The organism is Janthinobacterium sp. 35 (genome assembly GCF_002754575.1).
Taxonomy (GTDB): Bacteria; Pseudomonadota; Gammaproteobacteria; order Burkholderiales; family Burkholderiaceae_D; genus Janthinobacterium; species Janthinobacterium tructae.
The window spans coordinates 4,122,599-4,148,172 of sequence record NZ_PEFN01000001.1 but is presented as its reverse complement, the minus strand read 5'-3'; the positions used below and the strand labels follow the sequence as shown (position 1 = coordinate 4,148,172).

Genomic DNA, 25,574 nt, shown 5'->3' with positions numbered 1-25,574 from the left:
TTCTTCCTTCCAACAGTCAGCGGGGTCCATCAATAAGGCGGTCTCAGGCGGAACCATCGAATCGAATGTCGTAATGCATGTCGTCACGCTCACGGGCCGGCAACTTGTCGGCCAAAAAGGCATCCTCCGCCAGGCAGGCGCCCATGCCCAGCACGCAGGTGCGCACATCTTCCCGGCGCAGCACCAGGCGTATTTCAAAACTCATGCCAGGCAAGCCAAACAGGCCCAGCATCTGACGCAGGGCCAGCGCACCGGGGCGTCCAGGCAAGAAATCCTCATAGACATGGCGCGCCAGCGGCCCAAGCACCAGGCGCACGCGCAAGTCGGCGCGCCGGCAGCGCTCGCCCAGCATGGCGCCTTGCCCCAGCCCGGCATGCGCGGTGGCCAGCAAAGTGCGCTCCTGCGGCGCGCGCCGGAACCAGGCGCCCACAAAACGCTGTATGCGCACGGGTACGCCGAAATACTCGGCCAGCAGCGCCTGCATCACGTCGGCCGCCACGGGCCGGTGCCGCAGCAAGGCCGCGTAATGGGCCAGCACATGCGCTGGCAAGCCATCCGTCAGCTTGGCCACCTCGGCAGGCCAGGCGCCCGCCAGCGCCAGTTGCAAGGGCAGGAAATCGCCGCCGTCGGCATCCTGCTGGCATTCGATGCGGTAGCGGGCCCAGGCCTGATAGAACAGGATCAGCGCGCGGTGCGAGAGCGTGTCGAGCCAGGCACGGGGACCACCATCGCCCGTCTGCCGCTCGTGGCGGGCGAGCGTTTCCGTGTAATGCAGCGGCAAGTTGCCATGCACGCCTAAAAAACCCAGCATGGCCGCCTGCACATGCACCTGCGTCTCGCCATCTGCATCCTGCTCCAGCCACAGCTGTTCGATTTCGCCCGGTGCAAACGACAGCGATGCGCTGCCATGCAGGCGCAGGTAATCCTCAAACACCTGCTCCTGCGAAATGCCCTGCTGCATCAGCCAGGCAGACAGCAGGCGCACCGCCTGAAAGAAGCCGGTGCCGGACGGATCGGCCAGCAGGCGCGCGACTACACCAGCGTCTGGTTTCCATTGCGTGGCAGGCAGCACAGCAACTCCTTTCCAGTCTTCTGCGACAAGACGATCAGGCGGGTAAATGAGGCCAGGTGCACATACAGCCCGAGAAAGCGTTCGATCACCTGGGCAAAGGCATGCAAGCCGCTGCCGACAAAGGCTTCTTCGTCGACGGACAGAAGTACGTCGATGCCGAAGACGAGGCTGCCGCCCGCCTCGTCCTGCAGCCAGGTACTGGCGGCGCGCTGGCGCAGTCCCGTCAAGCCCGCGATCTGGCGCGCGGCGCTGGCCGAACCGGGCAAGTTGTACAACTCGAGTATTTGCTTAAAGAGCGGCAAGCCCTGTTCATTCAGCGACTGATGGTTCAGGGACAATTGCGCGATCAACCGCCAGTGCGACGCCGCACCCGCAGGGAAGCGGCACGGCGCGCCGGGTTTGCGCAGCAGGCGCACCGGCAAGGCGCTGGCCACGCCATCATGGTGCAGGTCGCCCGCGGCATTGCCGAACATCAGGCGGCTTGGCAAATCGCGGTTGCTGCAGGTCAGCACGATGGACACCGTTTGCGTGGCGTCGTGCAGCGGCTGCATGGCGCCGTGCAGCGGCTGCATGGCGCCGTCGACAAAGGCGATGCGCATGTCGTAGCCGGGATTGCTCAGCGCCATGTCTTCGTCGCGCCGCGTCACCCAGTAGCGCCCTTGGCGCCCGCCCGCTTCGCCATGGCGCATCGAATAGAACGGGTGAAACGCATCGAGTGCGCCACCGCTCTGCGTTTCACTGAGCACCTGCACGCTATCGACGCTGTAAATATCGTAGCAATGCGCCTGCCGCACCGATGGCAGCAGCACATGCTCGGCGCTCGCGTGCGTCAGGCGAATGGGATTGGCCGCCTGGCGAAACAGGTTGACGACGGGCGTGCATCCCGTCACCAGATGCCTGGCGGACAGGGGCCGCAAGATGCGCGCGATATCCGCATCGGCCTGCACGTCGGCCAGCAGCAGGTGCACGGTGCAGCGCCGGCAGCCCGGCGGCAACTGCGCGCATAGCGCAGCCAGGTCCAGGTCGACGAAATTGAATTTATCCGGAAAGGCAAACCATTCGCCCAGCAGGCGGTAAGCGGGATGCGAGGCGGCCATGGCCGGCATCAAGGCATCCTCGGCGGCAAAGCCGACCGGATGCAAGGGCACTGCGTCCAGCGCATGCCATACGCCATCGACTTCCACATAGGCACAACGCGCACGCAGGAACAGGCTGTCGCGCAAGGTGGCGCAAAAGGAAGGCTCGCCGTCGAGGAACAGGCGCAGCGCCGGCAGCGGCAGCCCGTCCAGCGTGGACGTGGCACCCGTCGCTTCGAGCGTGATGCTGATCGCCGCCCCCAGATCCGGTGGCATGCGCACTGCGGGCGGCGCCGCCACGATGGACTGGAAGCGCACCTCGGACAGGCGCAGCGGCGCCACGGCGACATCGTAGGCGGTGGTGAACTTGCAGGCAACACCCTGATGCTCCGCTGCATGCATGAGCGTGCCGCGCGGGATCACGGCCAGCTCGCTCACTGCCGCAAGGTCGTTATCGATGCGGGCAATGGCGCAGGCAGGAAACGGGCGCAAATAATGGGGGAAATTGACTTCCAGCAAGGTTTCACTGAAGCTGCCGAAGCCATCGGCCAGGCGCTTGGCCGTGCGCGCATTGAACATGGCAAATGCCTGCAGCATGCGCGCCAGGTGCGGATCGTCGGTGGTGCCCAGGTCACTGCCCACGATGCCCAACGCGCCAGCGATGGCCGGATAGCGCCGGGCAAACGCCTGATTGTGCGCATGCAAGGTGCCCAGTTCGCGCTCGTAATACTGCAGCAACTCATCCATGCCAGCCTCCATCGCCTGATCGGCACATGCCGGTACAGCCTCGTCTGCATTATTGAGGAAGCGGGGAATAGGAAAATTGAGTTTGAACAAGATTGCATGCATCACAAGGAATGCCATCCCGGCGCTGGCACAGCAATTTTCGTTCACTCTTTGCCAATATTAATTGACTTATTCGAAACAATCGTTTTAAATCAGGGAGTTACTCAAAATCAATCATCTTGGGCACTCAAGCATCGCATTGACCCTTTTCGATGTTTGCCGTCCACGCTGATGCACTCTGAAGCCAAGGTATATGGAACTGCTCGACTCCCTGCGTCAGACCCCACTGCAAGACGACACGATCAGCGGGCACTATGAAGTGCGCCGCTTGCTGGGCGAAGGCGGTTTCGGCCATGTATTCGAAGCCTGGGATGCCAAGCTGTGCCGAAGCGTGGCTCTGAAGCGGCTGAAACCGCAAGCCGACGTGCTGCATCCGGAAAAACTCATCAATGAAGCGCGCCTGGCCGCCTCGCTGCGCCATGCCGCCTTCGTGCGCATCTTCGCCATCGAGGGCCAGGGCACGGGCCAGTCCATCGTCATGGAACTGGTCGAAGGCCAGACGCTGGGGCAATTCATGCACAGCGGCAAGGCTGACCTGCAGGCGGCACTCGACATCGCCTACCAGATCGCCGACGCCATGGACGAAGCGCACGCGATGGACCTCGTGCATGGCGACCTGAAACCGTCGAACCTGATGCTGGAAGCAGATGGCAAGGTGCGCATCCTCGACTTCGGTCTGGCGCGCCACATCGACCCGCAAGCGACGCAAACGACCACCCTGTGCGACTTGCAGGGCACCATCGCCTACATGGCGCCCGAGCGCCTGATGGGCCGCCTGCCCGACACGCGCGGCGACGTCTACGCGCTGGGCGCCATGCTGTACGAAATGCTGGCCGGCCAGCGCCACTTCGCCCACCTGCACGGCCTGGCCCTTGCCGCCGCCCACATGCAGGCGACGGAAGCCTGGCCGGACCTGCCCGAAACGGTGCCGCCCACCATCAACGCCCTCGTGCGCGCGATGACGGCGCACGACCCGGCCGAACGGCCACGCACCATGCGTGACGTGCGCGAGGCGCTAGGGGCGCAGCGCGGCGAACCGCTCACCTTGGCCACGCCCCTGGCTGAGAACAAGACTACGGAAGAAGAACCGCCCGCCGCCGTTTCCATCCGCCTTCCCCTGCCACGCAAGCGCACCCTGAAATGGGGCGCGGGCGTCGCGCTGCTGGCGGTGCTGGCGGGATGGCAGTTGCCGAATATGGTGCCTGTCGTCAAATCGTTCATCACGGGCGAAAAGGCGCCTGTGCCGTATTCGGAAATGGCCAGCATGGCGGCGGGGATGGAGGCGTTGCGGGTGTTTGATCGCGATACGAGCCAGGCGCAGGCCATCGAGCATTTTAGTACGGTGCTCAAGCATAATCCGACGAGCGCAGTGGCAAATGCAGGACTGTCACTTGCCTACAGTTTACGGTATATCAGCAACGGTCGCGATGAAACGTGGTTGCAACGTGCCGCTGTCACTGCAGAACAAGCATTAACTGCGGACAACCAAGTAGCCCTTTCACGGGTAGCACAGGCCTGGGTTTTGGAATTCAGAGGTAAGCGTTCGGAAGCAATGGGAGAGGCCAACGCCGCGCTCAACCTGGATCCCCATAATCTGCTGGGTCTCTATGGCAAAGCACGCCTGCTTATGCATGCGCAAAAGTTTGACATGGCCAAAGACTTACTGGAAAAAGCCATTGAGAAATTTCCACAGGAACGTCTTTTCACATCCTTACTGGGAACTATGCATTACAAACTTGGCAATTATGATAGTGCTGAAAAATTATTTCGGAAAAGCATATCAATAGACCCGCAATCAACCAGCGCGTACGCGCAGCTAAACGCTGTGCTGGTACGCCAGAATCGCATTGATGAAGCATTGCAAGTTCTACAACAAGGACTGCAAATGCGCCCGAACTGGGAGCTCTACACTAATTTGGGAAATACTTTGTTTAACAAAGGCGACTACCTGGGTGCAGTACAGGCATTTGAAAATGCCGTATCAGAGAAAAAAGGTAATCCAGGAAACTATATCTTATGGGCCAACTTGGCCGATGCGCAACGATGGGTACCGGCTCAAAATGACTCTTCCGTCGATTCGTACAGAAGGGCAATTAATTTGCTCAAACCCTTACTGCTACGACTGCCAAACGATGCCTCCTTCAATTCACGCATGGCTCTGTACTCTGCCTATGTTGGAGCAAAACAGGAGGCACTAACGCACGTGAAGCAAGCCGTGTCACTGGCAGACTTGCCAGACGTTCACTTCAGGGCAGCACTCACATATGAACTGATAAGCTCACGCGACGAGGCACTTGCTGCATTGGCACAAGCTCTCAAGCGCGGCTACCCTCTCAACCTGATCGAATCGTCCCCCGATCTGTTGGCACTAAGGCGAGATGCTCGCTATCAACAGTTACTTATCAATATAGAAAGAGCAAAGAAAAAATGACATACGAAGAACCCTGGATGAAGTTATCTGTCCATTTTGATGCGGATCAAACCACCAGCCAACTTGATTATGCCTTTACTTCGTGCGACGGCAGCGCAGACCCTCGTCACGGCGAATACATGGGAGGCGTGCACTTCCATCAAGGCCAGCATGTCTACCTTGAAGTCAACTGCTGCGGCTCAAAAAAGAGTGGTTTTACCTCGTTCCAGATCGTCGACTGCTGTCTCATCAGCGTGCCTCAGCTGACCCAAATCGGTCCGAATGTGCCAACCCGCTACTCGCCGCCGTCCCCCTTCCTGCAAGCAGTCGGCGCCACTTATCCAGTACAACTGGACTTTGAGTCCCACCTGCTGCCAGAAGATCCCAAACTGCCAGACTTACGCCGCATTCGCCAAGAATGGAAGCACACGCTGGACGTCGGGCATACGAAAGGCCGCTGGGAACTATCGTTCGTGCTGACCGTGCGTATCCTGCGTGGCGAACAGGCACTGCCAGAGCTACGGGTATTCTCGTTCGATCCAGAAGCTTCCGTTGGTGGAGACTCCGATTGGGGCTAAGGCCTACCCCTTTAAAGGTGCGTCGTCACAGATGAGATAAAACCTGCACTCTTTGTCGCAAACATCATCTAACTGGGACAGGAGGAAACTGCCATGATGATGAATGCTGTGGTATCGCACTGCGCAAAAATCAGCCCGCTGACTGTAATGGCAAGGCTGGCGCTGCAACGTGCCCTCGACCCTGCTTGGGTCGATGCACTTTTCGAGCGTGAACGTGGCGCCCAATACCAGAGGGAGCTACTGTTCTCGACGACAGTCGAACTGATGTCCGTGGTCGCAGTTGGGCTGCGGCCATCGCTTCACGCTGCAGCGCAGGCTTACCCTGATTTGCCTGTTTCGGTGCAAGCTTTATATGACAAGGTCAAGCATACCGAGCCGAACCTGGTACGGGCTCTGGTCACCGGCAGCGTCGAGCGCCTTGGAGATGTGATCACGCCATTTTTGCAGGGGAATGCACCGCTGGTTCCGGGTTACCGCACCCGAATCGTGGACGGTAACCATTTGCCTGCAAGCGAAAAGCGGTTGAAGCCTTTACGCGCCTTTCGCGGCGCCGCATTGCCTGGCCAGTCCCTTGTGGTGTATGACCCTGATTCGGGCCTGGTCGTCGATATGGAGCCTTGCGAAGATGCACACTCGCAGGAACGCGCCGTGATGCCGCCGCTACTAGAGCGTTCGCATCCGGGCGACCTGTGGATTGCTGATCGCAACTTCAGCACGCGCATGATCCTGTCCGAATGGGATCGCCGTGGGTGTGCCTTCATCGTGCGTGAGCACGGTCGTACGCCCAATCCGGCACCGCTCGACGAGCTGACATATCGAGGGAGAATCGCGACCGGCGCCGTCTTTGAACAGTGCGTTGCCATCCCTGGAGCTACAGGACAGAAGGTAGCATTACGTCGTATTGAACTGCAACTTTACAAGCCCACTGACGATGGCGAAATGATGCTCCGATTACTGACGAATCTACCAAAAGAGCATTTCAGCGCACGTGCCATTGCTCGCCTATACAGCAAGCGCTGGCGGATCGAGACAATGTTCCAGCGGCTCGAATCGGTCTTGCACAGTGAAGTCAAGACTCTCGGACACCCGCGCGCAGCCCTGTTCGCGTTCGGCACCGCGATCCTGGCCTATAACGTGCTGACTGTCTTGCAGCGCGCGGTAAGCACCGCGCATGACTTGGTTGCCAGCGGCATTGAGCTATCGCCGTTTTATGTGGCCGTGGAGGTACGAGCGCACTATGCCGGCATGGTGATGGCTGTGCCAACCAAAGCATGGCGGCGCTACGACGCCATGTGTGCATCAGAGCTGAGCAAATTACTGCTTCAGATTGCCGCTTACGCCAAACCAAAAACGCTGCGCAAACACCCTCGCGGCCCGAAAAAAACAGCGAAAAAAGGCTACGTGGCCGGTGCTGTTGCCAGACGCCACGTATCAACGGCACGGGTATTAAAAGACGGGGCTGTCAATGTACACCTTTAAAGGGGTGGGGCTAAGGCCAATTGTGCAGGATGTGATGCGGGAAACGCAGGAGGCGGCTTAACTCGTGGCATGCAGCAAAAGTTACCTTATGAATAATTCGGCTTTCAATTTCGCAAGCCATCATCGTGAGATGGCAACTAAGCAATAATTAAGCTGTAACGAAATCGAAGAAATTTCTGACAGACTGCTGCCTGAAAAGTCCATCGGCAGATCCATAGCCATCTAATCGCCATCGCCTGACGCTGCGACACTCAGGCCGCGCCAACCTCCACCGGCGCGGCTTTTTCACATCCGCACGCAATACGCCGCCCCGCCTGCCGAAAGCGGTAAAATGACGGCCTTGGACTCAAGCATCGCCTGACAGCGCGGCCTTGAACGCACACAGCACCACCCACAGCCCGGCAGGCACGCGTTTTCCTGCCGCCGGACCAACGACAAAGAACACATGACCACCGTCCCAAAAGAAATCAACGCCGCCGCGGCAAAGAAAAATTCGGCTGAAAAGCTCACACCGATGATGCAGCAGTACTTTTACCTATGAGAACCAGCACAGATTATTAGAAGTTACGCCAAAAGTGACGCCTAGCCTCAAGGAACCCACCATACCATCCATGTCATTAAATATTGCATCCACTTAGTAAAAATGCAAAAATTGACGATTGCTTACTAAAGGGAAATGAAATGGCATATTTTACAACTCGGGTCGAATTACACGGCGCTAGCGCTGCCGACTACACGGTGCTGCACGAAAAAATGGGGGCAATGGGTTTCACTGATATCATCGTTGGCGATAATGGTATACGTTATAAAATGTCTCCTGGCGAATACAATTTCGAAGGCACCGCTACAATTGAGCAAGTGATATTGGCTGCAAAAGCTGCCGCGACTCACACAAAGAGAAATTGGGCGGTATTTGTATCTGAGGCAGTCAAGCGCAGCTGGGAAGGTCTTGCGATTATCTAGTCGGCATCGAGGATCTCCCCTTTCACGGCCCTAGGCATGAAGCAATCACTAAACTTGCCAACAAACTGAATATTTTCGGACCGGCAAGGATGGTTGTTGACAAAAACATTCGCTAGTTGCAGGTCTGCCACAATGAAACCGCAGTGGAGATAGCAAAAAAATTAGTACTAATGTGCAGCAATAGGATTGTTGCAAATAGTGACTCAGCAAGATATCTCAAGCCGCTTAACAACAGGAGAGTTACATGGCAGTTTCACCTGATACAGCTAAAGCCATTGCAAATCTAGGTGTCGATATGATTATTACAGGAGATGCAAAATATTCCCCTGATACCATAAGATACATTGTCGACACCGTACAAGCAAATGGTGCCCATATTACCGTCCATGCAGGCGGATACTCGCCCGATACACTGAAGGCAATCGCAATAATTGGCGGCTCCCATATAACTATCGCGCTTTAATCAATCTCATCTTTTCCGGTTAGGATTGTGATTCCTGTTGTCGTGGGTTCGAGCCCCATCAGCCACCCCACAGAATGCGTATGAAAATCAAAGGGTTACATGCTTCGGCATGTAACCCTTTTTTACATTTTCCAACGGTTTTTCTTATTTTCCAACGCAATCAAATTTCAGCGCTTCCACTGCGGAGGGCCAGTTCGGGCGGCGGCCGCTTTTTCCAGATCCGCTTGAGAGGTGATCACTGCAGTCGCAGCATCTCCATCAAATGGCACCAGCACGCGTCCAGGCCGCTGATCTGCCAGAATCTCCGCGCCCCAAACCATTGCCACATGAGCCATGGTCATAGGATTAATTTCAAATCCACGCACCCGCAATTGCCCATCCCCCACCCATACAATGGCGGCGTCATACAATGGCGGAAGTACGAAGTCTCTCCCGCCATCGATTGGCGTCAAATTCGCCACACGCACTGTTCGCCGGAAGTCTTTTTCATAGCCCTCACTCATCGAAAACACACCTATGCCCGTATAGCGCAAGGTAATTTCCCTGTGCCGAGGCAAGGGCACACCTTGATCGGAATACAATTTTGCTGCTATTACAAGCACGGCGACACTCCAATATACTGTATATGCATACAGTATATCCAAACTTTAAACGCTGTAAAGTAAACATCGGCCAAGCGTGCAGACGTCTGCACACCTGGCCGTTTAGGCTTAGAACAAGCCCGCTGGTTCGGCCTCCTTATCCCAGCTGTAAATAATCAGTTCCTTCCGCTCGACTGCCTTGCCACCGCCACCCACGTTGTACTGGATGCCAGTCGTATCCATCTGGAACCGTGCGAACACGCGCCCGATGTCAGGGTGGTCATTCAAGCTCAAGATGGCCTTGCCCTTCAGCCTGGCCATCAGCTCGGCCATCTTCTCGTACTGAGAGAATTCAAACTCCACGCCATAACCGGCTGTCTCCCAGTACGGCGGGTCCAGGTAAAACAGTGTGTGCGGCCGGTCATATCGCTCCATGCACTTGTACCAGTCCAGATTTTCGATGTAGGCGCCGGACAGGCGCAGGTGCGCGGCCGACAAGTTCTCCTCGATGCGCAGCAGGTTAAGCGGCGGTGCGGTCGTGGCCGTGCCCCACGTCTGGCCGTCGACCTTGCCGCCGAAGGCATGCTGCTGCAGGTAGAAGAAGCGCGCCGCGCGCTGCAGGTCCGTCAAGGTATGCGGTGGCGTCTCCTGCAGCCACTTGAACACCTCGCGGCTCGATAGCGCCCACTTGAACTGGCGCACGAATTCCTCCAGGTGGCACTTCACGACGCGATACAGGTTGATCAGCTCGCCGTTGACGTCGTTGAGCACCTCGACCTCGGCCGGCGGCCGCATGAAGTACAGCGCGGCGCCGCCAGCGAAAACCTCGACGTAGCAAGTGTGTGGCGGAAATTGCGGGATGATGCGGTCGGCCAGGCGTCGTTTGCCGCCGATCCAGGGGATGATAGGTAATGCCAAAATGTGTACCTCCTAGTGGTAAAGTCGAATTCCTCGCATGAGGCAATCCAAGCCTACTCACCAGGCACCGGCTGATTGCTGCTGTTAGCGCAGCAACAATCAGCCATCCCCTCTATGGCGCCATGCCATTTCCTCGCACGAAACTCTGGCACGCCCGTCCCGTCGCAGCCACTTCCTCCGTCTGCAGGATCAGGGCTTGAATATCTCGCGCCACCGCGTCAGGAAGTAGCCCGCTGGCGGGATCGGCTGCAGAGCCTCCTTCGGCGCCACTGCCACCGGCCGGGGCGGCAGGTCCACCACTTGCACAGAAGGCGGGCTTGCGCATGCGCTCAGCAGCAGCAAGACGAGCGCGAACATGGTTGATTTCGTCATCGTAGACTTTCTTGATGGCCAGCACGGTGGCGGCCTGTTGTTTGGCTTGCGCCAGGTTATCGACGGCGCGCTGCGCCACCGCCTTCGCTTCCGCTGCCGCGCGGGTATTCTTGTCGGCATCCCACAGCCCCTGCACTTCCGCCCGCCCTTGGGCGTTGCCGAGCAGGCGCTGGTACAGCATGCCGGCGCTGGCCAGCACGTACAGCAGCACGGTGGCGTACAGCCAGCTCGGCACCTTGCTGGCGAACTTGGCCAGCGCACTCACGCGAGCACCCGCTGCGCCACCTCAAACAGCGCCAGGCGCTCGGCCAGGCCATTCGTGCCGCCATTGATGCGTCGAGTCACCTTCACCTGGTCGCCGGCATCGGCCAGGGCGTTCAGCCCCTTGGTCTGCCAGAACCAGCCCGCCGAGCGGCAGGCGTTGACGATCTGCTCCAGCAACTCGGGCTTAACCAGCAGGTCGAGGCCCAGCGCCTTGCCGCAGGCGCCGTAGTTGGTGCGGCCGGTCACCTGCAGCAGGCCGCGCCCACGGAAGCGCGCGCCGTCGCCTGGGCGCACATTGCCCAGGTCGGCGCGGCCTTCGTAGGCTTGGCCGCTGGCCAGCTCACGCACATACAGCAGTTGGCCCGACTCGTGGCCCACCTGGGACAGGAAGGAGGCGGCGCGCGCTGGCGTGGTGATACCGAATTCCAGCATGGCTGCGTTCAACGGCGCCAGGAAGGCGGCCGCACGCGAGCGGGCCAGCGGCATGATGGCCAGCAGTTGAGCCAGCGTGACGGCGCTCACAGGCCACCCCGCACGTCCTTGACGACGGCGGCCGCATCGCGCGCCAGCTCGCCGATATCCTTGTCGCGGCGCTTGTCGAACCAGCGCACCGTGGCGCCCAGTACCCACCAGGCGGGCAAGCCGGCAGCCACCATCAGCGGCGCAGCAATGAACAGGAAGCCCAGGGCCGGGTCGCTGCCGTACAGCACGGCGACGGCGCGCGCGCTGTCGAACAGGCCCGGCATCCAGTTGCGCACGACCACGACCAGGGCCGGGCCCATCAGGGCGGAAAAGAGAATGGTAACGAAGAAGCGCACGCCCGCTTCCTTGGCGGTTTTTGGCCACATAAACATGAATCCCAGTGAGGTTGCGGCAGCGCCGGCTAGGACCGGGATGCCAAAAATTTTAATCAGTGCGCCGCCAGCGGCGGTCGTTTCGATGGCCATGAATGCCTTTCAGGTGATGGAAATGAAAAAACCCGCCGAAGCGGGTTTGTGGTGATGCAAGCGGTACAGCGGTTAAAGCTCCTCGATCTCCAGCGGCATCGAGTAATTCTCGTAGTACGGAATGCTCATCGCCGAGACCGACGACAGCTTGCCGAAGATGGTGTGGTCACGTTCCAGCTCCAGGTCGGCCGATTCAGGAAACAGGCTGACCAGCATGGCTCCGGACATGCCATTGCGACGCACGATGCCGAACAGCGCCGTGCGGTCGGCCGCCGGCAGTGTGCTCAGCTGCAGGGGCATCTTGCGCGAACGCGGGCCGGCGTCGGTCCACAAATCGCCAGCGCCGGTGCGGGTATGCGTGCTTGCGTCCATGGGCGTCACGGACGCGCCATAGTCCGGGTTATTGGTGGGCGACCAGTAAGCACCCGTCACCAGGCGACAGGCCTCGACATAACCTTGCAGATTGGCCGGGTCCTTGATGTCAATCGCCAGGCCCAGCGCCGGCATCTGCGCCGACAGCCAGTGACGCGCATAGGCGCCACCACCATTGCTGTAAGCGCTGGCCGCCTGCAGGGGCGTGAAACCGTCGACCGATGCTGCGGCGGCCGGACATGCCGGCAGCATGCCGCTGTCGTAGCTGTAGCTCTGCCAGGCGTCGATGTAGCCGGCCGGACGCACGCCTGGCGCGGAGGGGGCGACGTCGGCTGCGCGCGTCACGGCGGCGGTCGTGGTCGGAATATATGAATCCGCATACAGCCCTACCTGGACCTGCCCGCAGGCGCACCATAAAGAATCGCCGACGAAGATGCCCTGCAGCCCAAAATAATGCACTGCGGTGGTGGCGGCCGTGTACGTGACGCTGTAACGCGCCATCGGCGAATTGGCAGGAATTGTCGAGAACGCCAATACGGAACCGGAAGCGGGCCAAACCCCCAAGCTGCGCGGCGACGTTCCAGCGGCGACCCACATGCTGAACGTGTAGGTGACGCCAGCTGTCAGGGAAATGCCTTGGCCAATGCCGGAGCCGCCGGAAGTCGGGCTGACCTTGTATGCCGGCGTGCCGTCTGGCGCAAGCACGGCGGGATCGGCCGCCACGGTAGCCGCACCACCCCAGCGCATGTTCCAGTTCGCGCTGGCGATATTGCCAGACTGCAGGGCAAGGTTCGTCGCGGCCGGCTCCAGCAGCAACTTCGGTGGAGCAGACAGATTTGCTGGGTTGTACTGCATCCTGGCCACGTTCGCTGCCGCCGTTTGCAGCAGGCCATTGCTACCAAAGAAAGTACCGATGGAGGCACGCGACGTGAAGGTATCCAGCGAGGGGTAATAACTGCTCAACGCCGCCCCCTCCACCACGCTCAATCCCCAGTATTTGGTGCTCAAGCCGCCGTTGGACAAATCCGGGTAATTCAAGACCGCCAATCCCGCAAATTCGCGGCTGTTCACCACGCCAGCCAGCCGATATACGCCAGGAACGGAGGTTGCCGACAACGTCGGCGCCATCACCCATCCAGCGCCGCCATTTCGAATGGCCGGCACACCGTTCGCCCAGTCAATGATCGCTGACGCAGTGTTCAGGGAAATCGCCGGGTCGTAAATGCTGAAACGAGATCCTGTCGCGCTGCCGGCCTTGATGAAGAGCGACACGACATAATTGGTAAAAGTCGCGCCCGCGATAACTTTCTGGCTATACGATGTCACGCCCGGAGTCGATTTCAAGGTGCTCATGGTCAAGGAGCCATCCGGCGCCACATCCGTATTGGGCAACACGACAGTCGGCCCAGGCCTGCTGTAGCCTGGTGCCCAAAAATCGGATGAATAGGTGTTCAGGTTCGTTGCCGCCGATTCATTCGACACGCGCACGCGCATCGACGCAGTCGGCGACAGGTTGCAGAACGGTAGGAACACCCCACCGATGCGCTCGGGCACGGCCCAAGTGGCGCCCAGGCGCGCCGTGGTACCGGTGGCGCGCCAGGGACGGCCCTTGCGGTTGTTTTGCAGGTTGGCCACGCCCAGCGTGCCGGCCGTGGTGCTGGCCGTCAGCGCAGCACGGTCGGCCGCGTTGTCGTAGATGATGCGGAGATTGGTCATACAGTACCTTCAGTGAGGTCTGGTAGTTGAGAATCCGCTGCAACCACCATGCGCACATCGGCTGCCGACGTAGCAGCCACAATAGCTGCCTTGAGCTCACGGCAGCGAGCATGATGGTGCGCCACAAATCGAGCTTTCGCCTCGATCATTGCCGCCTCCAATTCGATCACCTGCGGCGCCGTCAGCAGTAAATCCGTATTATCGAACACACGCCACGCAGCGCCATCTGGCAACAGTCCCAATGCTGCACTGCGTGCTGCCAGCTTGATGGCCGCTTCGGCGCGCAAGTCACCGTCGTACAGCACGCCGCCGTAAGAGAAGCGGTCGAACCCTGCGAGGCGCCTGTCGCGTTTGGCATTGGCATCCGCGATGGCGCCTGCCTGCACGTCGGCCAGCAGCACCTCAGGCGGATACGACACCAGTGCGCCATCGACCATTCGCAAATACTCGGACATACGTTCGCCAGGCAGGAGGGCGTGCAGCGTCAGGCCCATCACCGCTGGCGGGTTCGGCCCTGGCGCCCACTGACGGACGTACCCGGCAGTGTCGAGGTAGGCGTAAAAGATGCTCATACTGTTGGATTCTTGATATTGGTTGAAAGGGTGATGGACGCATTCGTGCCACTGGTGCTACTACCGGCACGGGTAGCGATCGCCTTGAAAAATACGCCGGAGCCTGTGCGTCCAGCATCCGTGGCCACGGCAACTTCGAATGTCTCGGAAAAGTACAGCACCTCATCGGTCCACACACCGCCACCAGTAGTTGATGCTCGAACAGTCCGAGTGAACATGAACGTCGTTTCAGCCCCGGCCGCAGTGCCTCGATACAGGGTGATCGTTATAATGGAGCCCGCCGCTGCAGCAGACGACATATCCCCCTCCGCGCGCAGAATTACCTTGTGGGCCGCAGCGATGCCCGTAGCGCTGCCCAGCGTGGCCAACGTAACGGACGTAGCTTCCATCCAGCTGTAGCCATAAACCGGCCCGGTCGGCCGGCCAGTAATCGACAAAACACTAAACTCAGCAGTCCCGTCAGCGTTGATCATCCAGCCGTAGCTGCCCGGGTTGTACGTCCGCGAGCGGATCACGGTGCCGATAAGAGCCATGTCCGTGGCCAGATTCTCGGCCGTGACGTTACGACCTGTCAGGGTTCCACTAAATGAGCCACTGGCCGCTGATAGGCGGCCCGAAAAAATAGCATTCCCATCTTTAATCGACAGGCCTGGAGCGTCTATTTGGCCATTCGCACCCGCCGAAAAATACTGTGCACCAGGCACGCCACCGTTATAGTCGCCGAACAGGATGCCTTTTTCGCTCAAATGGAAGCCCTTGCCACCGCCGGCGCCCATCGGCCAGGCATAGGCGGGGGTCGGATAACCAGGGCCGCCATGGATGGTGGAGGCGGAGATATCGCCTGCTTTCACCTTTCCCAGAATGCTGGTAATAGCGGATAGCTCGTCGACCGCCAACGCCTTTGCTGCCACCGTGCCGTTGACCAGCAAACCGCCATTCAAGACGGTGTCGGCAGCCAGCCACTCGCCATCTACATAGAACTTCGTCACCGCATACGTGGCATCGTACAGCGTCACCATGTCGCGGTTGATCGGCGCGCCGTAGCCGGCATGGCCCAACTCATACACGGCCGAGGCATCCGACCAGGTCGAATAGCCGGGCGCCGTCACCGTCACGGTGCCGCGCTGGCCGGATGGACCTGCTACGCCTTGGCCGCCGCGAAACTTCGCCCAGGCGTAGTCCGCCTTGTTGGTGCTGGGGGCGGCACTGAGCTTGTTGACGGCCAGGCCCAGGTACAGGGTGCTGTCGCGCGGCGAGTCGTACAGACCGGTGCCATCGGCATTGTCCGCATACTTGATCCAGGTGTAGGTCGTCTTGCCATCCGCTCCGGCTTCGCCCTTCGCTCCGTCGCCGCCCTTGATCAGAGACCAAGCATAATCTGCCGGGTTGTCACTCTCTACCAATGTGGCCTTGTTATAGGCCAGGCCGATGTAAGTCATGCCCACGGGCGAATCGGAGAATCCGCCGCCTGCAGCGGTATTGCCATACTTCACCCAGGTGTAGGTCGTCACGCCATCGGCTGCCAGGCGCGCCGCCGCTGACCATTCACTGGCCGGGATGTCATCGGTGGCGCCGCGCGAGGCGGCCGTGGCGCCGGAGGTGAACAGATAGGCGCCGCCCGCCGTCGGCACCTGCGTCGACCAGCCGTTGTTTAAGCCCGTCAGCGCACCCGTGGCAAACGTGAACGTGCATGCAGTACTCGGCAGCGCCGGTGCGATATTGGTCGCGCCGCGCTGGTAGATGCGCACCGGCGCCACGTTCAGGCCATCCACGCCGTTCGCGCCATTGCTGCCGTTGGCGCCGTCGGCCGCCATGCGCGCGGCCGCCGCCCATTCCACGGCCGGGATATCGTCGGTGGCGGCAGTCGACGCGGCCGTGGCGCCCGAAGTGAACAAGTAGGCACCGCCGGCCGTGGGCACCTGCGTCGACCAGCCGTTGTTCAGGCCCGTCAACACGCCTGTGGCGAAGGTGAACGTGCATGCCGCGCTCGGCAACGCCGGCGCGACATTGGCGACGGCTCGCTGGTAGATGCGCACCGGCGCCACGTTCAGGCCGTTCTGGCCAGCCGTGCCGTCCTGGGCCAGCAGCACGGCCGCCGTCCATTCGTTGCCGGCGATGGCATCGGTGGCGCTGCGCGAGCTGGCCGCCGCCACGCGCACATACAGCGGCGCCGTGCCGGCCGGGATGGTCTTGCTCCAGCCGTTGGCCAGGCCGTTGCCGGCTGGCGTGCTGATGGCCGCAGTGGCAAAGGTGTAGACCACGTCGCCGGGCGAGTCGACGGGCGCGACGGCCGCGCGCTTGTAGGCGAAGGCCTGCGCTGTGTTCATGCCGTCGGCGCCGGCCACACCGGCCGCGCCAGGTGCGCCATCGGCACCCGCTGCGCCATCCCTGGCCAGCAGCACGGCCGCTGCCCACTCGTTGGCAGCGATGTTGTCCGTGGCGTTGCGCGAGCTGGCGCCCGCTACGCGCACGTACAGCGGCGCCGTGCCGGCCGGGATATTCTTCGACCAGCCATTCGCCAGGTCGTTGCCGGCGGGCGCGGTGATGGCCGCGCTGGCAAAGGTGTAGACCACGTCGCCCGGGGAATCGGTGGGCACGGCCGCCGCCCGCTTGTAAGCGAAGGCTTGCGCCGTATTGATCCCGGCCAGGCCGGTGTCGCCCGCCACGCCATCGAATACCTTACTGATGATGTAATTGGCAATATAGTCGACGCCGAATTCACGAATACGCGCCTGCACCGTGACCGTATCGGTCGTCATGCCCTCAAAGTTGACCGTGGCCACGTTGCCATCAATTACCAGCGTCGTGCCGGCAGACACCGAGAATACGATATCGCCCACCACGTTCAAGGGCTTGGCCGTGATGGCAATCGAAGCGGGCGACCCGGCGCCGCTGCTATCGACGCGAAACACGGGCGTGGCGCCGGACATCAGGATGGCCTTGCCGTCGGCGGTGGTGCTGAAACGCTCCGCCGACGCCTGCAGGCGCTTGTCACGCGTCCCTACGATGGCGCTCATACCAGCACTCCCACCGTCACACGGCAATCGAGCCACCGGCGCGAAAGCAGCACGACCACGCCTGCCACACCATTCTGCAGGCCGTAGCGACGGTCGCGCAGCACGACAGATTGTCCCAGTTCCAGCACCATCATCTCGGGCATTCCTTCAAATTCGTAAATGGTGCGTTGCACCTTGTTCAGCGCCAGGCGCCGGGCCGCTTCCACCGCCGCATCCGACTCTTGCTTGAGGCAGGTCTCGATCTGCGGAGGGTCATCGGTCAGGCGGTAACGCGTGCGCACCGCCTCGTCGACCGCCGTGACCGTCAGCCATTCCGTCGCGTACATATCGGCATGCTCGGCCGGAATACTGGTGTTCAGGCTGGGCTGCAGCGTGTAGTTCCGGTCGTAGGCGATTTTCACGGCCGCCACCACCGGCAAGCGCTGCACTTGGCGCAGCGAGCCCTGGATCATCTGCGCGGCGCCAATGTCCACCGGCACGCCAGCCGCCGGCAGCGCGATCTGCACCAGGCGCAGCTGGCCGATGCTCGACATGACCGCCTGCGCGCCGACGCTCGCCGCCAGCTGCTGGATGGCCTGGGCCTGGTTCATCCTATCCGCCACATACAAACCCACCGGCTGCTGGTGGGCAGCATCGAACGCTGCCAGGTTGGCCAGGTCCAGGTCGGCCAGCGTGAAGCGGTCAGCTGCCTTGCCGTAGGCGGTGGCAATGCGCTGCACCAGCGGCGCGATGCGCGGCACGTAGCCTCCGCCCTTGTCGCCCTGGACGCTGACCGTGATCGCTGCCGAATAGGGTGGCGTGGTCAGGTTGAAGCGCCCGGCCTGGTCGTTCAAGGCCACGGCAATCGGCTTGCCATTGGTGCGCACCTCGAAGCTCGACTCGACAGCGCCGAGAAAGCCGTATTCCAGCGTGGCCGGGTTCGTCAGCAAGGGCGTGACGTTGTGACACTCGCCAAACGGTACCGGCAAGGTCACGTCCTTGTTGGGCGTGGTGCCGCCCAGCTTGGCCTCGGTGATCGGCGTGTCCAGGCGCCCCATCTTGTCGCGTACCGCCAGGTTGATCGATTCAGGGCCGGCACTGCTGACATCGGCGACCAGGCCGTCGAAGCGTAGTTGGAATTCTCCGCGCGCCCAGCGCACGTCACCGAACCAGACCTTGATCGGCTGATTGCGCCAGACGTCTGCCAGCCAGCTGTCAAGCGAACCGTCCGTATTGGCCAGCTCGATATCGCCGCCCGACAGCCCCGCCTCGCTCGTCAGACTGATCTGTTCCGTGAGGGCCAGGCCGTTCGTGACCAGCGCCAGATACGCCGTGTTGGGCGGTACTTCCAGCGGACCGGTGACATACGAACGGGAGGCAATGTACCGCGTCACCTCCTCGCCTGCCACGTTCACCTGTACCTCGACCAGGGCCGTACGATGAGCTGTATCGTCCTGCAGCCATTCTAAAAATTGCGCATCGGTCATTTCGAGTACTCCACTTGTTTCGCCCACGCTGAGGACTTGGTTGATTTTTCGACGCCTGCCACGACCGTCTTGGCAGCCTTGTCGTTCGATTCGACGGTGCCTCGGATCAAGGCGCCGGTCTGCTTGTCTTGATCGGCGCGCAGCCCTTTGACCTCTTCCCGCAGGCCCTTGATCTCAGCCACCAGGGCGTCGGTGTTGCCGCCGCCCTGGCTCGGTGCGCCGCCGAAGTAGCGGCGCATGGCAGAGGCAGCTTGCGCATCCACCACCACTTCACCGCGGTGAAGCTCGGCCGCGTAGCCATCAAACGGCACGCTGGCCAGGCCGCCGGCATGGGAGCCGTCGAACTTCACGCCCATGCCGGTCGCCGTGCCCATCGCCGCCTGCAGGTTGGCGATGGCTTGCGCCACCGTCAGCACGCTGTCGTTGATGGTGATCAGGCCCGACACCTGGGCCTTGAGGGCATCCAGGCTGGCCTGCTGCACGTCGACCTGCGCCGAGGCCCATTTCAACGCCTCGTCATTGGCCGCCAGCACGCGGGCGTAATCTGCCGCGTAGCGGGCGTCCGAAGCGTTGACCACCTGGGACGCAGTCAGGAACGCCTGCTCGGCAGCCGATAGGCCGGACTGTGCCGCCGTATCGCCAGCATTCGCTGCCGCCAGGGTTTTCTCGAACTGGGCGCGCGCCTCGGCATATTTCTGCTCCGGCGTCAGGATGGACTGGTTGCCCAGGGCCATGCTGGCGTTCAGGCCGTTGAGCGTGGCCACCCACGATTTCGATTTATCCAGCGCCGTCTGGGCCGCTGCCGCCTCTCTGTCGTAGGCCTTGCCCAGTACGTCCTTGGCAGAAACTACTGCCTTGGCCGCCTGCACCTGGTCGAACAGCGCCTTATTGACGTCGGCGATGCCAGCGCGCTGGATGGCCAGCAACGCCGTTTCGGTTTTCGTCAGCTCGTTCAACTGCTGCAGCAAGTCCTTGCGCTCGCTGGCGATTTCGCTGGCAGTCTTGTTCACTGCTGCGAGGTCGCCGGTGGCAGCCGCCAGCTCAGCCGCGTAGTCAGCTGCTTTCTTGAACGGCTCAGCGATGGCGATCAGCTGCGCATACATCGCCTGGCCAGCGGTCGTGTTCAGGTCCTGCGCCAGCACCAGGGCCTTGAACTGGTCGACCGTGGTCACACCCGATTTGCCCAGCTTGCCCATGGCATCGTTCACCGACTTGGTGATCGGCGCCATGCGCTCGGCTTCGGTCAGGAAGTTTTCGACAAAGTAGCTGGTGCCGCTGGTCAGCGCCTCCAGACCGCCGGCCGCAGTGATCAGGCTTTCGCTCAGCGCCACTGCGCCCAGGCCGGTCGTATTGAAGGACTTGCCCAGCACGGCCAGCACGTCGGACACCTGCATGTAGTCGTTGGCCACGCGCGCCAGCGTTTCCAGGTAACCCTCGCCCACAGCCTGGTACTGCTCCAGGCCGCCCACGCCGAACTTGGCCATGTCGTCGCCCAGCTTTGAAAACGCCGTTTCCAAGGCCTTCTGCAGTTCATCGCCCTTCAAATTCTTCAGGCTGATCTTGCCCAGGTCGACCACGAATGTATTCAGCTGTGCGGTAAAAGCGGCGCCACCCATGCCCAGCGCCGTGGCGCTTGATTGAATCGTGTCGCGCAGGCCCAGGATGATTTTGGTGAACTGGTCGTTCGCCTCGCCACCCAGGCTGCTCAGCGCAGTGCGGTTCTTATCGCGAGAGAACCAGCCGCCCGACGTTTTCGTGTCGGTGTATTGGCTGGCGGACACGCCACCCATCTGAATACTGGTCAGCGATGCCTTGTTTAACATGACGCCCGTATCAAGCGTGGTCGTTTTACCTCCAAATATGGAACCCAGGACGCCACCGGTGATTTTTCCAACAAATCCGCCGGTCAATTTATCCAGTACCAAGCCGATAACCCCGCCCGTCAGTGCAACACCAAGGGTGGACGCGCCAAACGACGCGGCGGCCCCTTTTGTATCAGCAGCCATATTGCCGGTCACTCCGGAATCACGCACCAGCAGGCCACCGAGACCGCCAATACCTTCTACGACTTGGCGCAATGAGCTGGCCATCGACGCAGAGTAAGCCAGGCCCAGGCCGGAGTTTTTCTCCATGATGGCCAGGCTGTGTGCGATCGATTCCGATTTCGCGGACGAGTCTCCCAGGATGGATCCGGTACCGGTTGCGGCCTGGCGGTCCTTGGCAGTCGTGTCCGATCCACCGCCGCCAGATACTGCAAAACCCAAGGCGGCCATCGCGGCAGCCATCGCGGCCATGCGAATCCAAGCGCTGTAAGGATCGCCCTGCGCTTGCGTAGCGACCGCCACGGCTGCAGCGGATGTGCCTTTCACTGTGTCAGCTGCAAGTTGCGTTGCTGTGCCGGCCTGGACGGCCACCGCTTTGGCAGCTTCCGCCCCCAGTGTTGCAGTCGTCACAACCTCGACGGCAAACAGCTTCTTCACCATCGACTCAATCGCCATCGCCATTTCGTAGGCGCGGAAAGCTTTTTCTGCAGTTTCCATCACCTTGTAACCGGTGCTGTTCTCCTTGAAGAAGCCCTTGGCTGCCTTGGCCATGTCGCCATACGACCGTACCTGCGCCTGTGCGCCCTGCTGCGCAGCAACGGCCTGCGCCTTGGCTATCTTGCCTGGATCGCCGCCGGCGTCTTTCATGGTGGCCGCCAGCTGTGCGGCAATGACGGCCTGGTCGCGCGAGAATCCGCTCAATGCGCTGGTCAAACCGCCAATGGCCGAGCCGACGGCGCCGAAGCTGGCCGCCATGCCAGATGCCGCGTCCTTGGCAGCATTATCGACAGCAGTCAAGATGTCGAGCAGCTCCTTGGCCTTCGTCACATCAGTCCCGGCATCGAGTGCGCCCAAGGTTGCGGCCGTGGATGCCTTTTCCTTTTGCAGTGCGATCATGCGCGTCAGGTGGTTAACTTCGGCCTCATCCAGGTCCAGATCCTGGGGCCCGCGCCGCGCCAAGCGGTCTTCCATGCGAGCCAGCGTCAGCGCCTCGATCTGTTCCTTGGTCAAACCGAAGTTTTTCACCGCGTCCTCGTCGGCCTTAACCTCGGAGGCCAGGCTGATATAGGCCGAATTCCGCTCGTCCGTCAGCGCCTGAATAGCCTCGCGCACTTTCTTCGCAGATGCAGCCGATTTGTCCATGGCGTTAGCCTCGACCATCAGCGTGCGCACATGCTCCAGATGACCAAGGCTCAATTTAATCTTGCCACTAGCCAGCTCGCTATCGAGCTTAATGGTGGCTTTCTCGGCCTCGGTCAATTCGCGTCCAGCAGCCAATTCCGCTTTCCCCGCCGCGATACGTTCAGCCAAGGTCGTCAACAGGTTTCGATATACCTCCTGTTCTTTCTTCGCAGCAGCGGCTGCCACGTCGGCCAATTTCTTGGAGGCAGCTTGCTGCTCGGCGTACTTAACAAAGGCATCGGCGCGCGCGGCATTTTCTGCTGCGATACTGCTGTCGATGCCGAACGGGTCGGGGAACTCGACCCCCAGCAGTGCCTCTTTCGTTTCATTGCCTGCATTGATCACCCGCTCAGACCACTCATCGATGGCCTGGCGCGACATCTCCGCGTCCGCCTTCATCTTGTCGCCCATCCCGCCTTCTCCGAAAGCGATCTTGAAGTCACGAGCTGCGGCTTTAAAATCAAGTTTCAGCAAATTGGCCACTGCACCAGAGGCGACAACGATCTGCGCGGCAATGCCACCAATCTCTTCGCCGATGGTTTTCAGCACATAAAAAACATTGCCACCAAAGACCACAATGGCCTTGAACGTCTCGGTGAGTGGTTTGAAAGAGGTGTCGGCAGCATCGGCAGCTTTCGACGAATTCAACGCCTCGTCAGTGAGTATCTTGAGCACAGGCAGCAAGTCCACAGCGATCTTGACACCGACACCTTGGGCAACGGCGCCCAGTTCGTCGAGCGCGTCATTGAACGCCGCCGCGTCTGCAGAATTTTGAGTGGTGATACCCGACAGTTCCTGGCCACGCGCGACTAAGTCAGTAATGCCTGAGGAACCCTCGTTCAGCAAGACCGCAGCCTCCTGCCATGACTTACCCAACGCCTCGGCACCGAATGCTGCACGTGCCTGCGGGTCTTGAATGGATTTGAAGATGTCGGCAAACTGTTTGAAAGCTTCCAATGGCTCCTGCGCCGTGATGCCCAGCTTGGCATATCGCTCCGCATCCTTACCCATGTTGACGGACAGTTTCGAGATCGAAGCTGCAGCAGCCTCCAATTCAGTGCCCGACAACTTGGCACCGTAGCTGAGGCCAGCAAGGTCCTCCACGCTGATAGCCGTCCTGGTACTCAGGTCGGTCAGACTATCGACAACATCAAGGGTCCCCTTGATGAAGGATGCCATCGCGAAGACCGACATGCCAGCGGCCAGACCTGCAAACATCGACATGACGCTTTTTACCTTCGCACCGATGTTATCCATCGCGCTGCCGACAGTGCGGCGGGCCGCGTCCATATCGGACTGCAGGCGCGCGATATCCGCGCGCAGGCGGATCTCCATATCACTGATGATCGTCGACATATATACCCATAAAAAAACCACCCGAAGGTGGCTGCACTAAAATAAAAAAAGCCCTGCAATCAGGGCCGTTTCAATATCTACTTCTTGGCGAACATGCGCCCTATTTTCCTGCCGAATTGCTCCGCTGCCGGCGAACCCTTATATGCTGGCGGGGCCTGATAACCAGAATCTGCGGCCAACTTGGCACCAACAGGCGTATCAAGCGGAATCATGCTTTGTCCGCCGCAAGCCGCGCAGACCTCATGGCGCTTAGATAAGCGCCAGAACGAATAAATCAGGCCCGGCACAATAAAGCAGCACCAAAGTACCAACTCAATAAAAATTGAACCAGGCGTGATTTTTTTCACGCGCCCGACGGTGCCGCATTCCCTGCATATCTGCATATGCCCTCCTAATTTTAAAACGGCAATACTACAGCACCGAACTTATCCAAAGAACTGATCCAACTTTCTGTTGATCTCTTTTTGCGTGGATTTGACTAATTGCAGTGACACACCGTAAGGCGCCGGGCAATCAAATTTCGTTGCGGCATGCGATTCACCGAAGTATTCCATCGAGAGGCGCCGCAACAACTGCGCCTCAAAGGGCGAAAGACAGATACCCACTGTCCGCTGCCACGCCTCAATTTCAGAAAACGTCAACGGGCCGCCACCCATACCGCTGGCCATCGTTGGTCCTACCTCAAAGAGATAGCCCAGGATGTAACCACCCCATTCAATCGGGGGCATTTGAACTTCGGCGCCCCGCTTCTGGAAAGCGTCTCGGCGCGACACTGGCAGCGGAGTCTTCGCCGCAGGTTTGCCAGGCGCCCGATCAGGCACCTCCGGCACTGCGTTTAGCCAGGCAGCATGACGGACGAAGATGGCGAGCTCGTCTCCGAGCTCTTTTTGAAGTTTCCCCGGTCACCGTTGAATTTTTCGGCGTCGTCGGTAATGTGACCCAGTTCCAGGTCGGAGTAGGTTTTCATGAACAACTGGTGGCCGCTCAGTTCGTCATTGCCGAAGTTATTGAACGAAACGGTGATTGCGGACAGAAAGGTGGCGCGTTCTTGCAGCTTGTCGTCGGCCGACTGCTTGGCCTCGGACTTGCCCTGCATGCGACCGAAGACGCGGGTGTTATTGCGCTCTTCAGCCGCATGCTTGGCAGCCTGGTGTTTCTTCGTACCGGGGCTGTGGAACGTGATGCTCAGCGCATTGCCCTGTTCGTCGAACTGGGCTTCGCCAGTCGCGTCACGCACGGGCATGGTGCCGGTTGCAGCGATGGCGAGTTTTTTGATATTGAATGTCATGGGAATTACCTTTCATGAAAAATAGAAGCTCCGCCCGTACAGGCGATGCAAAGCAAGCGGCGATGGGAGAACCTTGCAGCCGTATCAGATCGGCGTTAAGCCGGCGAAGGCACACGGATAGTGTCGCTTTGGCGCAGCAGCGAAAAGCCGAACAACACTGCATCGTCAATACCGGCGGCGGTTTCGGTCGGCGACATTGCCTGGGCGGTGAAGCAGCGCTCGGAAAGATCCTGACGCACCACCTTGTACGAATTGATCGAGTGATTGCTCGCGCTCGCAAAGGTACGGATCATTTTTTGACCTGGGTCGTCCTCGATCAGGGCCGTCTGGAATTCCGCAGTAGAACGCGTGCCTGCGCCTTTTTTTACCAGCTTGAGGGCGCGGCCGATATCATCGACCGTGGCCGTACCCGAGCTTTCGCCGACCACGTCGCCCATGGAACTGACGGCACCAACCAGCACCCAGGTCAATGCGGCAAACGCTGCAGCAGTATTTGTAGTTGGCCGGCCGGCGGCGACATACAGCTCGCTGCCGGAATTAGTTTGGAAATCTGGATCAAAATCATCAGCCATATCTGTACCTTCAAAAAAAATG

General features: G+C 60.3%; 21 protein-coding genes. 5 read left to right on the top strand and 16 right to left on the bottom strand.

Translation table 11 applies throughout. The annotated features are described in order from the left end of the window. Window positions 1–43: 43 nt before the first annotated feature. Together tssG and tssF are read right to left on the bottom strand one after the other, a co-directional pair. Window positions 44–1,072: a type VI secretion system baseplate subunit TssG gene (tssG, locus tag CLU93_RS18510; RefSeq protein ID WP_180287880.1), complete on the bottom strand. Its 1,029-nt coding sequence runs from the start codon at window positions 1,070–1,072 to the stop codon at window positions 44–46. Next, the gene (gene tssF, locus CLU93_RS18505) at window positions 1,033–2,895 is read right to left on the bottom strand and encodes a type VI secretion system baseplate subunit TssF (protein ID WP_099764463.1); all 1,863 of its coding nucleotides are present in this window, start codon (window positions 2,893–2,895) and stop codon (window positions 1,033–1,035) included. Before tssF ends, tssG begins: the two co-directional genes overlap by 40 nt. Before the next feature lie 292 nt (window positions 2,896–3,187). Here tssF and CLU93_RS18500 point away from each other — a divergent pair, with 292 nt between their 5' ends. From CLU93_RS18500 to CLU93_RS27900, 5 genes are all read left to right on the top strand, one after another. Next, window positions 3,188–5,425 (top strand): serine/threonine-protein kinase, encoded by a 2,238-nt coding sequence (locus tag CLU93_RS18500; protein WP_099762813.1) that lies wholly within the window; start codon window positions 3,188–3,190, stop codon window positions 5,423–5,425. Next, window positions 5,422–5,982, top strand: coding sequence for a hypothetical protein (locus CLU93_RS18495; protein WP_099762812.1), 561 nt, complete (start codon window positions 5,422–5,424; stop codon window positions 5,980–5,982). The genes CLU93_RS18500 and CLU93_RS18495 overlap by 4 nt, the downstream gene beginning before the upstream one ends. Window positions 5,983–6,129: 147 nt before the next feature. Next, window positions 6,130–7,461: an IS4 family transposase gene (locus tag CLU93_RS18490; protein ID WP_099764462.1), complete on the top strand. Its 1,332-nt coding sequence runs from the start codon at window positions 6,130–6,132 to the stop codon at window positions 7,459–7,461. Between the two features lie 681 nt (window positions 7,462–8,142). Continuing rightward, window positions 8,143–8,424 (top strand): hypothetical protein, encoded by a 282-nt coding sequence (locus tag CLU93_RS18485; RefSeq protein WP_099762811.1) that lies wholly within the window; start codon window positions 8,143–8,145, stop codon window positions 8,422–8,424. Between the two features lie 244 nt (window positions 8,425–8,668). Next, a complete protein-coding gene (locus CLU93_RS27900) occupies window positions 8,669–8,887 on the top strand; it encodes a hypothetical protein (RefSeq protein ID WP_143451768.1) in 219 nt (72 codons plus the stop codon). Window positions 8,888–9,054: 167 nt separating this feature from the next. On the opposite strand, the gene CLU93_RS27895 is transcribed toward CLU93_RS27900, so the two are convergent. The 14 genes from CLU93_RS27895 to CLU93_RS18420 all read right to left on the bottom strand — a co-directional run bounded on the left by CLU93_RS27895 (window position 9,055) and on the right by CLU93_RS18420 (window position 25,552). Further along, window positions 9,055–9,420: a hypothetical protein gene (locus tag CLU93_RS27895; RefSeq protein WP_143451767.1), complete on the bottom strand. Its 366-nt coding sequence runs from the start codon at window positions 9,418–9,420 to the stop codon at window positions 9,055–9,057. Between the two features lie 177 nt (window positions 9,421–9,597). Next, the gene (locus tag CLU93_RS18480; protein ID WP_099762810.1) at window positions 9,598–10,386 is read right to left on the bottom strand and encodes a DNA adenine methylase; all 789 of its coding nucleotides are present in this window, start codon (window positions 10,384–10,386) and stop codon (window positions 9,598–9,600) included. 112 nt (window positions 10,387–10,498) lie between these two features. Continuing rightward, window positions 10,499–11,023, bottom strand: coding sequence for a hypothetical protein (locus CLU93_RS18475; RefSeq protein WP_099762809.1), 525 nt, complete (start codon window positions 11,021–11,023; stop codon window positions 10,499–10,501). Beyond that, the gene (locus CLU93_RS18470) at window positions 11,020–11,544 is read right to left on the bottom strand and encodes a glycoside hydrolase family 19 protein (RefSeq protein WP_306594865.1); all 525 of its coding nucleotides are present in this window, start codon (window positions 11,542–11,544) and stop codon (window positions 11,020–11,022) included. Before CLU93_RS18470 ends, CLU93_RS18475 begins: the two co-directional genes overlap by 4 nt. After that, entirely contained in the window at window positions 11,541–11,870 is a 330-nt protein-coding gene (locus CLU93_RS18465; protein WP_227742029.1) for a hypothetical protein, read from the bottom strand. The genes CLU93_RS18470 and CLU93_RS18465 overlap by 4 nt, the downstream gene beginning before the upstream one ends. Window positions 11,871–12,041: 171 nt before the next feature. After that, a complete protein-coding gene (locus CLU93_RS18460) occupies window positions 12,042–14,057 on the bottom strand; it encodes a phage head spike fiber domain-containing protein (RefSeq protein WP_099762808.1) in 2,016 nt (671 codons plus the stop codon). Next, complete coding sequence (locus CLU93_RS18455; RefSeq protein WP_099762807.1) at window positions 14,054–14,629, bottom strand: DUF4376 domain-containing protein; 576 nt, start codon at window positions 14,627–14,629, stop codon at window positions 14,054–14,056. The genes CLU93_RS18460 and CLU93_RS18455 overlap by 4 nt, the downstream gene beginning before the upstream one ends. Then, window positions 14,626–17,646, bottom strand: coding sequence for a hypothetical protein (locus tag CLU93_RS18450; RefSeq protein ID WP_099762806.1), 3,021 nt, complete (start codon window positions 17,644–17,646; stop codon window positions 14,626–14,628). The genes CLU93_RS18455 and CLU93_RS18450 overlap by 4 nt, the downstream gene beginning before the upstream one ends. Further along, entirely contained in the window at window positions 17,643–19,112 is a 1,470-nt protein-coding gene (locus CLU93_RS18445; RefSeq protein ID WP_099762805.1) for a hypothetical protein, read from the bottom strand. Before CLU93_RS18445 ends, CLU93_RS18450 begins: the two co-directional genes overlap by 4 nt. Further along, window positions 19,109–23,692 (bottom strand): hypothetical protein, encoded by a 4,584-nt coding sequence (locus CLU93_RS18440; protein ID WP_099762804.1) that lies wholly within the window; start codon window positions 23,690–23,692, stop codon window positions 19,109–19,111. The genes CLU93_RS18445 and CLU93_RS18440 overlap by 4 nt, the downstream gene beginning before the upstream one ends. A gap of 77 nt (window positions 23,693–23,769) precedes the next feature. Continuing rightward, entirely contained in the window at window positions 23,770–24,039 is a 270-nt protein-coding gene (locus CLU93_RS18435; RefSeq protein ID WP_143451766.1) for a hypothetical protein, read from the bottom strand. A 78-nt stretch (window positions 24,040–24,117) separates the two neighbouring features. Continuing rightward, complete coding sequence (locus tag CLU93_RS18430) at window positions 24,118–24,420, bottom strand: phage tail assembly chaperone (protein WP_143451765.1); 303 nt, start codon at window positions 24,418–24,420, stop codon at window positions 24,118–24,120. 107 nt (window positions 24,421–24,527) lie between these two features. Next, the gene (locus CLU93_RS18425; RefSeq protein ID WP_099762801.1) at window positions 24,528–24,980 is read right to left on the bottom strand and encodes a hypothetical protein; all 453 of its coding nucleotides are present in this window, start codon (window positions 24,978–24,980) and stop codon (window positions 24,528–24,530) included. Window positions 24,981–25,075: 95 nt separating this feature from the next. Next, a complete protein-coding gene (locus tag CLU93_RS18420) occupies window positions 25,076–25,552 on the bottom strand; it encodes a hypothetical protein (protein WP_099762800.1) in 477 nt (158 codons plus the stop codon). Between the last annotated feature and the right edge of the window lie 22 nt (window positions 25,553–25,574).